Below are 14,107 nucleotides of genomic sequence, written 5' to 3'. Positions count from 1 at the left end.
CGATGAAATGGACGTTGCTCTACGCACTGGCTACGGTGCTTATCCCGATCGGTACGATCGGGGCACAGGATTGGTCGGGCATTCCGCTGCCCGTCGCTGCCGGGCATACCGAAGAATGGCAGCTTATACCGGAATTCTCCGACAGTTTCAATTACCGGGGCAAGGGGAAACGGTTCACTAAGCGGTGGCGGGATACCTACTTCAAGGGGTGGAGTGGACCGGGGCTCACGGAATGGGACGCCGGACACTCAGCTGTAGCGGATGGCCATCTGATCATTCGGGCCTCTCGCAAGGAAGGAACCCGAAGGGTCTACTGTGGAGTAGTAACATCCCAAGCTCCAATTTCTTATCCGGTCTTTATCGAAGCCAGCATCAGGGTAAGCAATCAGGTGCTCTCTTCCAATTTATGGTTACTGAGCGAGGACGATAGGCGGGAGCTGGACATCCTGGAAATTTACGGCGGTGACCGGCCCGATCAGCGCTACTATGCTACCCATGCATCCAATAACTATCACATTTTCGTGCGAGATTCGAGCAATCGAATTCTCGAAAATTTGAGCGATCCGTCCCACCATACGCTGGCCGGGGAAGTGCCCTACCGCCGTGATTTTCACCGGTTCGGAGCTTACTGGATCGATCCCTGGTCAATCGATATTTACCTCGACGGTAAGCTGGTGCGCCGGCTCAGACTCGAACCGGACGACGACCCCGACGGGGTGGGGCTCGATCGGCCCATGTATCTCATCATCGACACGGAAGACCACGCCTGGCGCTCAGAGAAAGGAATCGTTGCAACGGACGAAGAGCTGGCAGACGACGAGAAAAACATCATGCTCGTAGACTGGATCCGTACTTACCGGCCACGGCAATAGAAGCCGGGGCTCAATCAAACCTCGGCATCCTCCCGTTTCTTTTTCATGTACTCGCTCGGTACGATCCCGAACTGTTGCTTAAAGCACTTGGAAAAGTAGGAGGCCGTATTGAACCCGGTCATGAACATCACCTCCTTCACGGAGTAATTGCTGTCTTCGAGCAACTGAACGGCTCGCTTCAGGCGGATGGTGCGGACAAATTCACTGCTGGACTGTCCGGTAAGCGCCTTGAGTTTGAGGTAGAGCTTGCTGCGGGAGACGCTCATCTCGCGGACCAGCTGCTCCACGGTGAAGTCGGTATTGGACATGTTTTCTTCTACGATATCCATGGCCTGCTGCAGAAATTCTTCATCGGCATTCGTAACGGTAACTTCCTTGGGGGAGGTGATGACCTCCTGGCGGAAGCGCGCGCGCAGGGCCTCCCGGTAGTTGACGATGTTGATGATCTGTTGCCGGAGCAGTTCGAGGTTAAAGGGCTTGGTGACGTATCCGTCGGCGCCGTAACCGAGTCCCTCCGCTACGCTTTCCTCGGTATCCTTGGCGGTAAGCATGATGACGGGGATGTGGCTGGTGCGCGGGTCGTTCTTCAGCGCTTCGAGGACCTGCATGCCGTCGACTTCGGGCATCATGACGTCGGAGATAACGATATCCGGCAACGATGTTTTTGCGAGTTCGATGCCGGCCGCGCCGCCGTCCGCCGCGATGACCCGGAAGTCGTTCGCGAAGCCCTGGCGAATGAAGTTGCGCAGGTCGCTGTTGTCGTCGATGTAAAGGAGGAGCGGGCTTTCGTCGTCGTCCTGGCGGTGCGCTGCCGGTAGTTTGTTGATCTGCAACGCATTGAGCTCCTCTTCTCCGAGGTTTTCGTCCGGCATGAAGTAGTCGATCGGATCGGACTGCGGCACGTAGTTTACGGTACTTTGCTGGGCGATCTCACTTTTTTTGTAGTGGTTCTTATCCAGGGCCAGGCGAACGTGAAAGACGGTTTCTTCACCTACCTCGCTTTCCGCGTTGATGTACCCGTGGTGGAGGTCGACCAGTGTCTTGGTAAAGGCAAGACCAATGCCGGCCCCCTCCCGGTTCTGGAGGCCCTCGGCGGTAGACTTATAGAAGCGATCGAAAATACGGGTGAGCTGTTTGCGGGACAGGCCGGGGCCGGTATTTGCTACGCTGATGCAGACTGCTCCGTAAGTGTCGAGGTGGGTTTTGAAGTGGGGGTCCTCGGAGTTGGTCTTGCGGATATTGAGTTGCACCCGCCCACCCGTAGGCGTGAACTTGAAGGCATTGGAAAGTAAATTGAAGAGAACCTTTTCCAGGACATCGGGATCGAACCAGGTCGTTATGGGAGATTCCTCGGCCTCAATCGAGAAAGCTACATTCTTCTTCGTTGCCAGGAACTCAAAGGGGGCGGTCGCCTCGGAGACGAATTCCACGATGTCGCGCTTACTGACCTGCAGCGGCATTTGTCCCTGATCGAGGCGGCGAAAGTCGAGTAGCTGATCGACGAGCCGCAACAGGTACTTGGAGTTCTTGTACATGAGGTGGTAAAACTGGTCCCGGCGCAGCGGCGGAATATTCTCACCGCTCTGAATGAGCGATTCCAGCGGACTGGTGATCAGCGTAAGGGGCGTTCTGAACTCGTGGCTGATGTTGGTGAAGAATTGGAGTTTGAGCTGATTGAGCTCCTCGGTCTTTTCCTGGCTCACCCGTTTGATCAGCAGCCGGTTTTTTTCCTCGGCGTCGATGATGGAGTAGCGCCTGATCGCGTACAACAAGCCCAGAAAAGCGAGTCCGTACAGTACGAAGGCGAAATGGGTAGCGTAGAAGGGCGGTGCAATCGAGATGTCTAACGTAGCCGGAGCATCTTGCCAGATGCCATCGCTGTTAGCCGCCTTCACTTCGAAGGTGTAATCGTCGTACGGAAGGTTGGTATAGGTCGCGGAACGTTGATCCGCAGTGGTGTAGATCCAGTCGTCGTCAAATCCGACCAGGCGGTAAGCGTAGCGGTTTTTGCCCGGGGAAGCGAAGTGCAATCCGGCGAATTTCAGCGACAGGCTATTTTCCCGGTAAGTCAGGTTCAACCGGTCGGTGTGGGAGATGCTCTGGGTCAGCAGTACCCGGCCGTTCAACGTATCGTTAATTCCTACCGTTTCGTTACCAATACTTAGTTCCGTGATGATGGGCCGGGCTTCTACGGTATTGGGGGTGATGGTTCCCGGATCAAAAAGATTTATCCCATTGACTCCCCCGAAGATCATGGTACCGTCGTGCTGTCTTACCGCGGCGAGTTCCTGAAATTCATTGCTCTGGAGTCCGTCGCTGTAATCGAAATTTATTAGGTCGCTAGAGCGTGGATCGTAGCGGGTGATGCCCTTATTGGACGAAAGCCAGAGGTGCCCGCGCGAGTCCTCCAGGATGGCCTTGATCACCCCGCTTCTGAGCCCGCCCCGTTCGGTGATGTGTACGAAATGGTCGGTCTTGCCTTCGGAGCCCGGTACGTAGCGGTTCAGGCCGCCGCCGAACGTTCCGATCCAAATGTCTCCGTTGCTCGCTTCGAAAAGGGGGAGGATATAATTGTGACTCAGCGAGCTTACCTCCCCGGGTATATTCCGGAAAACCCGGAAGGAGGGATTATCCAGCTGCACCGAGTCGGCGCTGATTCTTGCCAGCCCGTCACCCGTGCCGATCCACAGGTTGCCGGAACGGTCTTCAAGTAAACTTCTGACGATGTCGCTCGGAAGTGATGTGCCACTTCCGTTGCTGCGGAACACCGTCTTATCGTACGTTCCGTCGGATTGGGGTACCCACCGGTACAGTCCTCCGGCGTAAGATCCCAGCCAGATGGTCCCGTCGTTGGCCTCGATCATCGAAAAAATTGCCCGATCTACGCTTCGATTGGGCCGAGCGGTTAGTGTCGGCTCATTCAGATCGACTTCGAAAAGGCCCGGACCGGAATCGGAGCCGAGGAGCACTTTGTGCCCGGACGCATTATTGATCTCCAGGATGCTGTACACCCGTTTTGGGGGATCGAGGACCGTAAAGTTGGCTTCTTTCCCCGGTTGGAGGCTGGTCGGTGAGTAATTGACTCCACCGCCGACCGTACCGACCCAAACGCCACCACTACGATCCTGGTAAACCGCGCGTACCCCATTGTTGGACAGGCTGGTGGGTTGGTCCGTATGCTGTAGCTGAAAAAAGCGTTTTCCCCGGGGGTCGAATTTATTCACCCCGCCCCCGAAGGTGCCAATCCAGAGGATGCCGGAATGGTCGAGGTACACTTCGGTGATGTTATTGTTGCTGAGACTTCTCCGGTCGGAAGTGACGTTCGTAAAGTGCATGACGCTCCGGGGAGCTTCTCCGAATTCACCGGCCGTGAATGCCTGAAGGCCCTGTGAGGTGCCGACCCATAAGTGATCGGTCGTGGTATCAAGCACCATGGAGGTTACGGGCAGGTAGCCGACTTTGGCAAATTCAATGTTCCCCGGCGAACGCAACTGGTAGTACAGGCCCGAAGTGCCTCCTATCACCAATTGCCCATCTGCAGTTTGGGTGATGTCGTTGATGGTGTTTTGATCCGAAGCTATGGTAGGAATCGCGATGCGTACGAACTGTACCCCGTCACCATTGGATTCGATCATTTTGTACAACCCCCGGTCGGTGCCGAGCCAGATGGTACCATCGCGGTCTTCGAAGATGGTTTCGATGCGCAGATTGAGCCCATTGACCTCGTAGTTGGTAAACGACGTGCGCTGTGCGGCATCGGACCCGTTGAGGTCCAGAATGCTGAGCCCTTTGTCCGTCCCTACCAGCAGTCGGTTGCGGCTGTCGGTCAGCATCGACTGTACGGTATTGCTTACCAGCGAGTTTTGCCTCCCGTCGTCGGGACCGAAGTATTCGAACGTATTCGTAAGTGGGTCGAAGCGGTTTAGTCCCGTACCCGTGGTGCCGATCCAGATGTTGCCGTGCAGGTCACTGGACATGGCGAAGATCAGCAGGCCGCTGAGGGTATTGCTGCGGTTGGGATCGGGTTTGTAGGTCACGACTTCGTAACCGTCGTAGCGATTCAGGCCGTCGAAGGTTCCGAACCACAGGTAGCCCTGTTTGTCCTGATGGATGGCGTTGACGTGGTTCTCCGTCAACCCATTTTCGCTGGTCAGGTACTCGAAGTACCCGGGCGCGTCCTGGGCACTGAGCCGCAAGACGCTCACCAATATAATCAGGCAACAGAGTCGGAGGACAGTCGTCATAGGGATCGGTCGCGGCTGGAGGTCAGCCTGGGTTTCTGGTAAAGAGGGGATACAATTTACGGAATGGAGACCCAAGCCGCCGGTATCCGAACGCCTTCAATAAAACAACTATCCGGCGTACGCGTGGCAGTTGGAACGGTCAGTACGCTTAAAAAAGCTGACCGTCTTACGGATCGAACCATAAGTGGTAGCCTGGCGTCCGGTAATCCCTAGGATGTGAATGTATTCCGGTTGATGCCCAGCTTGTTCATCTTTGACATCAGGGTGCGGCCGTTGAGGTCCAGCAACTCCGCTGCGCCCCCGGGGCCCGTTACTTTTCCGTTCGTCCGTTTGAGGGCGGCAATGATGTACTGCTTCTGCATGGCCTCGAAGGGAATGATCTTGTCTCCCGACAACACCTGGTTTTCACCGTTCCGGCCGGGCCGGCGCAATGCCCGCAGGCTGGCGCTGAGGTTCAGGGTGGTCGACTGGGAGGTGATGACGGCGCGCTCGACGAGGTTGATCAGTTCGCGCACGTTGCCCGGGAAGTCATAGGCGATCAGCTGCTCCATGTCGCGTGGGTTGATGTGGGTGATGTTGCGGCCCATGCGCTCGGAGTACACCTTGGTGAAGTGCTTGATGAGTACCGGAATATCCTCCCGTCGTTCCCGCAGAGGCAGGTTGTGGATGGGAAAAACATTGAGTCGGTAGAAGAGATCTTCCCGGAACTTGCCCTGATTGATCATTTGCTCCAGGTCGCGGTTGGTGGCCGCCACTACCCGGACGTCCACATTGATCGATTCCGTCGACCCGATCCGCTGTACTTCCCCTTCCTGCAGCACCCGCAGGAGCTTGGCCTGCATATCCAGCGGCAGTTCACCGATCTCGTCGAGAAAAATGGTTCCGGCATCGGCCAGTTCGAACTTCCCCTTCTTCTGGGCGTGGGCACCGGTGAACGCACCCCGCTCGTGGCCGAACAGCTCGCTCTCGATCAGATTTTCCGGTAGGGCGGCGCAGTTTACACTGATGAGGGGTTTACGGCTTCGGCCGCTGAACTTGTGGATGGACTGAGCGAGCAATTCCTTACCGGTGCCGGTTTCTCCCGTTACCAGTACGGTAGCGTCGGTGTCGGAAACCTGGGCGATCTGGGCCAGGGTTTCCTGGTACTTCCGCGACACCGTAATGATGGGCCCGCTGGTGTTGACCTGCTCGATCTGCTCGCGCAACGTCTCGTTTTCGCTCTGCAGTTGCTTGGTAAGCTCGTCTACCCTCCGCTTGGTCTTTTCCAGCTTGCGGCGATTGAGCTGCTGGGTGGTGACGTCGCGGCAGATGAGGCAGAGGAAGTTCTGCGCGCCAGCCTCCACCTGGGCGAAGCGGATGTTCAGGGTGCGATCGTCCCCGCTGGTGGTCGAAAACACATACTCGGTAGACGGCCGGCTGCGGCCGTCGAGCCGCTCCTGGCGAACGTCTGCCAGGTTTGGAATAGTAAGGTCGGGCAGAAGCTCGGCGACGTGAAGTCCTTCGATGGACCGGCTGGTCTTGCGGCGCAGTTTCTTGCGTGCGGCCTCATTCAGTAGGACGATCTCCCCCGAGTTGTTCAACCAAATGACCCACTCCTGCAGGACATCCAGGGTAGTAGAGTACAGCTGGACGTTTTCAGTTTCGTGGGATTGCTGGCTGGTGTCGCGAAGGATTCCTAAAACAAACTCGTGCCCTTCCCGCTGATAGTGGTACAGCTTCGATAGAGTAGGGACCTTACTCCCGTCGCTACGTAGCGTATGGGTAGTCGTTTCCACGTAGCGCTCCTCCCGCAGTCGGCGGTACAACTCACTGGCTTCCTCGTGATTCAGACCCGAAATCTCGGATACGGGCAGACCGCGCAACTGTTCCTTCGTGTAGCCGGTCATGGTCACCGCCTGCTCGTTGGCGTAAGTTAGTCTACGGTCCTCTGAGGAAACGATGTAGACTGCGTCGGGGTGACGGTCCACAGCCAGTTGGAGTAATTCTTCGTTGGCGGAACGGTCGACTACGGCGTGACCCGGCCGGTCTTCCAGACAAAAGCTGCCGTACACCTTGTAGACCTCAAGTTCATTCTCTACCGATCTGGCCCGGATGATGAAATTGGTCGGCGCCGTCATCTTATCGGATGTCTGAGTCCGTAGTGGAATGACCATCTCCATTTCGCAGGAGGAGCGGCGGAGGTCTTTATACGTGGTGCGAATAGTCTCGTAGGAGCCTTCCAGCAGATAGGGCTGCAAAATGGAAATAAATTCCAGGGCCGGGTAAAAGGCGCGGTCGGCGGGAAGGGACAGCCAGCTCCGGATCGGCGGTGCCAGGAATACCTGATTGGTGGTCAGGTTGACTTCCCAGGCACCGATGTTGCCGTGTTGCTGCACCGCTTCCAGCAGGTCGGCATCCCGTTTGCCTCCTTCGGTAGATCGGAAGATGACGATACACAATTCCGGATCAATGCTATAAATATCGAAGCCGGCACGGCCCTTGATGCTGAACAGCTTACCGTCCCGATTGACAAATTCGGTGTCCAGTCGCTCGCTCTGTTTCTCCTGCAGTCGATTCCAGAACTTCTTCCAACCCATCATGCTGAAGTGAGGGTTGATCTCGAAGTAGCTCGCCCGCAGCAGCGAATTGCGCGTGTACCCAAGAATGCTGGCCGCGCTTTCGTTTCCGTACTGTACACGACCGGTAACATCCACCCACAGCACACCTTCGGTGATCAGGTCGAAGGCGTCCTGGTGAATTTGCAGCAATGCGTCAACGGGCGGTGCGTTATCTGCCAAGGTCAATAGTAACAGGGTACTTGAAAAATGTAGCTCCGTGAAGATAGTCACAAAGCAACATAATTACTATCCTCAAGGTAAAAGGCCCCGTAAACGTGTTACGGAGCCTCTGTGTTCGTTGTGATCACCGAAAAATTTCTACGGGGTAATGACACCGTTGTTGTCCCGGTCGTGACTGTTGTCGATCACTCCAGCCCATTCCTGGTAACCTTCTTCCGCATCAGCGGGGCGTGGACCGATAAGGTTTTCCAAGTCCTTCCGGCTTAGTACTTCCTTCTCGAGTAGGGCCTCGGCAAGCTTGTTTACTTCTTCCCGCTTAACCTGGAGCAACTGCTTCGCACGATCGTACTGACCCTGTAGAAGGGTCCTCACCTGGTCATCGATCAGGGTAGCGGTATCGTCGGAGTAGGGGCGCTGGTAAACGTCTCTGCTCATTCCGTAGAAACTGACCTGACCCACTTCCGAGTTCATACCGTAAACGGTGATCATATCGTATGCCATCTTGGTGACCTTATCCAGATCATTCTGGGCACCGGTACTGATCTTATTGAACACCACTTCTTCCGCGGCCCGGCCACCGAAGGTCATGCACATCATATCCAGCATCTGCTCGGTACGGGTGATGTATTGCTCCTTGGGTAAGTACTGGGCATATCCCAGAGCGGCTACCCCGCGGGGTACGATGGTCACCTTAACGAGCGGCATCGCGTGCTCCAGGTACCAGCCGCAGATGGCGTGACCTGCTTCGTGGTAGGCGATGATCTTCTTCTCGTCGGGCGAGATGAGCTTGTTCTTCTTCTCCAATCCACCGATCACCTTGTCGAGGGCGTAGTTGAAATCGTCCAGCCCGATGCTGTCCTGGTTGCGCCGAGCGGCGATCAGGGCCGCCTCATTACAGATGTTGGCGATTTCCGCGCCGGCGAAGCCTGGCGTCATTTCCGCTAGTACATCGGCGGTTACCGTATCGTTGGTCTTGATGGTCTTGAGGTGGACCTTAAAGATCGCCTCACGTCCCTTCAGGTCGGGACGGTCGATGCCGATCTGTCGGTCAAAACGGCCCGGGCGCAGCAGCGCCGAGTCGAGTACGTCGGGGCGGTTGGTAGCCGCCATCAGAATTACTCCCTTGTCGGTACTGAAACCGTCCATTTCGACGAGCAGTTGGTTGAGGGTGTTCTCCCGTTCGTCGTTGCCCCCCTGCATGTTTGCCCGACCGCGGGCGCGGCCGATGGCGTCGATCTCGTCGATAAAGATGATACACGGAGCCTTTTCGCGGGCCTGCTTAAAGAGGTCGCGAACCCGGGAAGCACCAACACCGACGAACATCTCTACGAAGTCGGAACCGGACATGGTAAAGAAGGGTACACCGGCTTCTCCGGCAACGGCCTTAGCTAGCAAGGTCTTACCGGTACCCGGAGGGCCTACCAGGAGGACGCCCTTGGGAATTTTACCCCCGAGGGCGGTGTACTTCTTAGGATTTTTCAGGAAGTCGACGACCTCCATTACTTCTTCTTTTGCCTCGTCAAGACCGGCGACGTCGGCAAAGGTGATGTTCACCTTACTGTTCTGATCGAAGAGGGTTGCCTTCGATTTGCCGATATTGAAGATCTGGCCGCCGGGACCACCGCCGCCACTGCCGAGACGACGCATGAGCACGATCCAAATGAAGGCGATAACGGCCAGGGGCAACAGCCACTGCAGCGCATTGCCCAGGTAGTCGGTACGCTTTTCCGCATCCACCCTTACCCGATCGGCGAAGGGAATGTCGAGGTTTTCGTAGGCCGAATTCACGAAATTGTTGAAAGAGGTAGGATCGGTGACCTCCAGGTAATAATCGTAACGGGCGCCCCCCATACCTTCGGCGGCGGCGTCTTTATACTGAGTTTCCGACTTCTTGGCTTCCTTGATGAAGACTTCCGCCCGATCGTTGTTGACCAGCTTGATGCTCTCGATCGCATCGTCCTTGATCATGGAATTCAGTCGGTTCAGGTCGATCTCGCTGGAAGCACCGGTACCCCAATTGGTTAGCACGAGTGCCAGCAGGACTACGGACATGATCGCGTAAATCCAGTAACTCTGGAACTTCGGACCGCCGGAACCCTCGGGGTTGGTATTCTGATTGTTTGTGCTCATATCTTTAGGCTAACGTGCGGACCGGCTTTTCGTTGGCTGGCCGCACATATTTTGGGACAACCCGCTAGAGGCTCTCAAATTCTTTCGCAATACCGTCGCTCCACAGATCCTCGATCTGGTAGAACGCGCGAGTTTCGGGGTAAAATACGTGGACTACCGTATCGAAGTAGTCTAGGCACACCCAATTCGCGGGGCGCGACCCGGTGGTGTTTTTCGTGTACTCGCCCATTTCCTGCTTCATTCGCTTCTGCACGTTCTCCGCAATGGCCCGCACCTGAGTGGAAGACTCTCCCTCACAGATGAAAAAAAACTCCGCGGGGCGATCGTCGAGCTTCCGCAAATCCAGGCGGACGATGTTCTTACCTTTGATGTCCCGGATGCTGTCCAGGATGACGTCGAGCCGCTGCTCCATCTTTGGATTAACGGTCGTACGCGCTGCTTTGGTGGATGTGTTCAAATCTGCATTTTAGAATTATGAAGGTAGCAAATACCATTCCCGTAGTATTGCTGTAAAACAAACAAATTGCTGATTCCTAAAGTTGCCCGCCGTTTCGAACGCACCGCTTCCACCAATACCGCCATGCTGGAGGCACTGAACGCGGGAGAAAAACTTAACGATGGTGCCGTTTTCATTACCGACGACCAGTCCGCCGGCCGGGGACAGGGAAAAAACCACTGGCACGCGACCCCGGGCGACAATCTGACCCTCAGTATCCTGGTTCGGCCTGACCATCTGGCAGTCGACCACCTCTTCGTGCTCAACCAATTCGTCTCCCTGGCGCTCGCTACTGCTATCGAGCAACTGCTACCCGCCCGGCTTGCCGCTACCGTCCGGATCAAGTGGCCCAACGACATCTACGTGGGCGACCGCAAGATCGCCGGTATCCTGATTCAGAACGGACTGCGCGGCAGCCGGATACAGTGGTCCGTTATCGGCATTGGGCTCAATGTCAACGAAAACTCCTTTCCTCCCGAACTCGCCCATTCGGCGACCTCCCTCAGAATACTCACCGGCACACCGGTCGCCCTGGAGCCCGTACTGCAGGTCCTGTTTGCCGAGTTCACCCGACTCTATCCCCTTACTTCGGGCAGTGAGCAGGGCCAGCTGGCGGCGGCATATCACGCTAATTTGTACCGACTGGAGGAGTGGGCGGTTTACCGGGAAGTGGCCACCGCCCGGGAATTCCGGGGGCGCATTGCTGGCGTAACCGGTGCCGGCCGACTGCGGGTGCAATTGGCCGACGGCACCGTTCCGTCGTTTGATTTACAAAGCCTGCGTTTTGTTAGTTCTCCTGCGTGAGCTCCAGGTTTTGCTGGATGCCGCGCTCTAGCGGACTCACCCCCTTTTCCATCCACACCGGCATGGGCGCGCCCAGCAGGTAGTAGTCGAAAAACTGACTCATGCGGGTCTGAAAGTCGGCGCGGTTCGGCGTCTTTACGGGCCAGTGGGGTTCACCCCGGTAATTCAGGAACCAGGCCGGTTTGCCGAGACGGCGCAGGGCCGTAAACCACTCGATGCCTTGGTACCAGGGCACGGCTCCGTCTTCGTCGTTATGCAGGATCAGGATGGGGGTGTTGATCTTGTCGGTAGTGAAGATGGGAGAATTTTCGAGGTAGCGCAGGGGGTATTCCCACGGCGTGCCGCCGATTCGGCTCTGGGTGCGCTCGTACTGGAATTGCCGGCTCAGGCCACTGCCCCAGCGGATGCCACCGTAGGCGGAGAACATGTTGACGACCGGTGCCCCCGACTCGATGGCGGCAAACAGATCGGTCTTGGTGGCCAGGTAGGCCGCCTGGTAGCCGCCCCAGCTGTGTCCCTGCAGGCCGATCCGGTCCTTGTCGATGAACCCCTCCATCAGCAGGGCGCTAACGCCGCTCATCACGCAGTTGTAGGCACTTTCACCGGGGTAGCCCTCGCGGTAGATGACGTCCGGATTGAAGATCACGTACCCCCGGCTGGAGTAGTGGGGGTAGTTGATGGAAGAGCGACCGGGTACCGGGGTGCGGTGACGGTACAGGCCCTCGCTGCTGCGCTCGTAAAAGTTGACCAGCATGGGGTACTGCTTTGTGGAATCGAAGCCGGCGGGCTTGATCAGCAGCCCCCGAAGTTCCCGCCCCTCGTGATCGATCCAACGGTATTCCTCGGCGGTCCCCCAGTTGAAGTCCGACTGCTGGGGATTGGCGTTCGTAATCACTTCTCCTTCGCTTGCTAACGCAGCGGTAAGCCGCAAATCGGGAAAGTCGCGGTAACTCTCGCGGGTGTACAGGTAGCGCTCGGCCAAGCGTGCCTTGCTAAAGTCGTCATACACGTAGGGGCCCGTAGCCAGTTGCTGCACCGTGCCGTCCGCGTCGAGTCGTGCAAAACCACCGTAGTAGTCCGCATCGCGCTGGGTCACCAGAAGCATGGTCTCATCTACGGCGTCCCGTTCCTTGTCCAGATCGTAGTAGCGGTACTCAACGCCGGCCTCCCGCCCCTGGGTGAGCCGTTCCGCGTCGCCCTCCCGGTCGGGATGGATGCGCCACAGGTCGTAGCGGTCGTACACGATGATCCCCCGGTCGTTCTCCAGCCAGCCCGCTATGCCGTAGGGGTAGGGGTTGTTAGGCTGGTCGTTGCGCTCGTCGTAGAAGATGCCGAGCTCTTTTGAGGTGATGGTATTGAGCTCCCGGTCCTCCACGTCGAAGGTGCGGTAGACCGAATCCACCGGATTGTACCAGCTGATGTACTTGCCGGTAGGTGACCAGTTGAAGTAGCCGACCTCCCCCGACACAACCGGGCTGCGCTTCCCGTTACGTAGATCGACCGTCACGATGTCGCGGGCCGCCGGGCCGCCTTCCCACATGGTCTGCTTGGCGTAGGGGCTGTCGTTGTAGAGCATCAGGTAATCGCCCCGATTGTCCTGGGGCTGACTGCTCTCCGGAAACTGCGTATCGGCAAGCTGCAAAAACTCGTCCGCACCTGTACGGTATACGGCGAGGTAGGTAAATTTCTTGTCCTGCTCCAGCTTGTTGTTCTGACGGGTATAGAGTAGGGGGTCCTCCGTTGTCCAGACCTCTACGTCGGCCAGTTCACTGGCGATGGCGCTGCTGTCGAGTTCGGGGCGGCGGGGCGTGGTGCCGAAGAAAAGGTACTTCCCGTCTTCGCTGAATTCGGGCCGCCGGTCGTCGCTGATGCGGTATCCCTTCGGAAGCCAGCTCATGTCGCGTCCCGTGACCATATAGGCCGAGTCGCTTCCGCTCGACCAGTAGTGCAGGTGAAACGGCGGCTGCTTACCGTCCTTTTCCTTATCGGTGCTCAGAAAGGCCACCCGCTCTCCGTCAAAACTGAGGTTGAGTCCGCTAAATTCCGCCGGCCCGCTGCTGAGGGTTTGCCATTCGAGCTTACTGGGGTCGATCCGCAGTACGCCATCGGTCCAGGTGCTGTCCTTGGCCACGCGATGGGCAACTACGATCGGACGGTCGCGTGCTACGCGGAAATCCATCACCCCCTCCAGATAAAAGCTGTCCTGATTGGCGAACCGGCGCACGACGAGGCGGGTCGCGTCCTTGTCCAGTTCCTTGCGCAGGCTGTCGGGGACCAGCGATTGCGTCGTGTAGGCAAATATCTCCGACGAGCGCTCGCTGAGTTTGAAGTCATACGCATTGGGATATAGCATGGGGTTCTGGCTTCGGAGGTCCCACACCAGGAGGGTGTCGCGTTGCTTGAGCTCCTTCACTTTTTCCTGGCGCTTGTACTCCAGCACGGTGTCGCGGGTAGGTTTTAGCATGCCCACGAGGTACTTGCCGTCGTAGGAGAAAGTGGCGTTTTCCAAACGGGGGAAGCGGCGTTCCTGCTTGTCGGCCGCCCGGTACACCACCACTTCCGCATCCCCTACATCCGGAGTGAGGCTGTAGAGCACGTGACTGCCGTCGGCACTCAGTTGCTCGGAGCGGATTTCCTTCCAGGCCTGCATGTCTGCCACTTCAATGGCTCTTTGGGCGGGTACGCAGGTGCAATAAATTAAAAGAATAGCAACGGTGGCTAGGTACTTCACGGTAGGGCATTTGGGGTAAGGTGTAAATATAAGCGAGCTGCCCGTTTACTCCG

General features: G+C 57.1%; 7 protein-coding genes. 2 read left to right on the top strand and 5 right to left on the bottom strand.

Annotation, left to right across the window (positions count from 1 at the left end; all coding sequences use genetic code 11):
* Positions 1 to 2 precede the first annotated feature (2 nt).
* Positions 3 to 872, top strand: a complete 870-nt coding sequence (locus GGR28_RS06085) for a family 16 glycosylhydrolase (protein WP_183494852.1) — start codon at positions 3 to 5, stop codon at positions 870 to 872.
* A 14-nt stretch (positions 873 to 886) separates the two neighbouring features.
* Here the strand turns inward: GGR28_RS06085 and GGR28_RS06080 are convergent, their stop codons facing one another.
* The 4 genes from GGR28_RS06080 to rsfS form a co-directional block, all read right to left on the bottom strand.
* Positions 887 to 5,116 (bottom strand): hybrid sensor histidine kinase/response regulator transcription factor, encoded by a 4,230-nt coding sequence (locus GGR28_RS06080; RefSeq protein WP_183494851.1) that lies wholly within the window; start codon positions 5,114 to 5,116, stop codon positions 887 to 889.
* A 209-nt stretch (positions 5,117 to 5,325) separates the two neighbouring features.
* On the bottom strand, positions 5,326 to 7,893 hold the full coding sequence (locus tag GGR28_RS06075; protein WP_183494850.1) for a sigma 54-interacting transcriptional regulator: 2,568 nt from the start codon (positions 7,891 to 7,893) through the stop codon (positions 5,326 to 5,328).
* A gap of 138 nt (positions 7,894 to 8,031) precedes the next feature.
* Positions 8,032 to 10,023 carry an ATP-dependent zinc metalloprotease FtsH gene (gene ftsH, locus GGR28_RS06070; RefSeq protein ID WP_183494849.1) on the bottom strand — a complete coding sequence of 664 codons (1,992 nt, stop codon included), beginning with the start codon at positions 10,021 to 10,023 and terminating at the stop codon, positions 8,032 to 8,034.
* Positions 10,024 to 10,087: 64 nt separating this feature from the next.
* Positions 10,088 to 10,480, bottom strand: coding sequence for a ribosome silencing factor (rsfS, locus tag GGR28_RS06065; RefSeq protein ID WP_246416370.1), 393 nt, complete (start codon positions 10,478 to 10,480; stop codon positions 10,088 to 10,090).
* A 66-nt stretch (positions 10,481 to 10,546) separates the two neighbouring features.
* On the opposite strand from rsfS, the gene GGR28_RS06060 reads away from it, so the two are divergent.
* Entirely contained in the window at positions 10,547 to 11,323 is a 777-nt protein-coding gene (locus GGR28_RS06060; RefSeq protein ID WP_183494848.1) for a biotin--[acetyl-CoA-carboxylase] ligase, read from the top strand.
* On the opposite strand, the gene GGR28_RS19305 is transcribed toward GGR28_RS06060, so the two are convergent.
* On the bottom strand, positions 11,307 to 14,054 hold the full coding sequence (locus tag GGR28_RS19305; RefSeq protein WP_183494847.1) for an alpha/beta hydrolase family protein: 2,748 nt from the start codon (positions 14,052 to 14,054) through the stop codon (positions 11,307 to 11,309). The genes GGR28_RS06060 and GGR28_RS19305 overlap by 17 nt on opposite strands.
* Between the last annotated feature and the right edge of the window lie 53 nt (positions 14,055 to 14,107).

Origin of the sequence: Neolewinella aquimaris (assembly GCF_014197245.1) — a bacterium.
GTDB classification, from domain to species: Bacteria; Bacteroidota; Bacteroidia; order Chitinophagales; family Saprospiraceae; genus Neolewinella; species Neolewinella aquimaris.
This window is presented reverse-complemented; position numbering and strand designations above follow the sequence as displayed.

Excerpts from the sequence above, each read along its gene's own strand:
- GGR28_RS06085 (WP_183494852.1), top strand. The coding sequence starts at position 3 with ATGAAATGGACGTTGCTCTACGCACTGGCTACGGTGCTTATCCCGATC.
- ftsH (WP_183494849.1), bottom strand. The coding sequence starts at position 10,023 with ATGAGCACAAACAATCAGAATACCAACCCCGAGGGTTCCGGCGGTCCG.
- GGR28_RS06080 (WP_183494851.1), bottom strand. The coding sequence starts at position 5,116 with ATGACGACTGTCCTCCGACTCTGTTGCCTGATTATATTGGTGAGCGTC.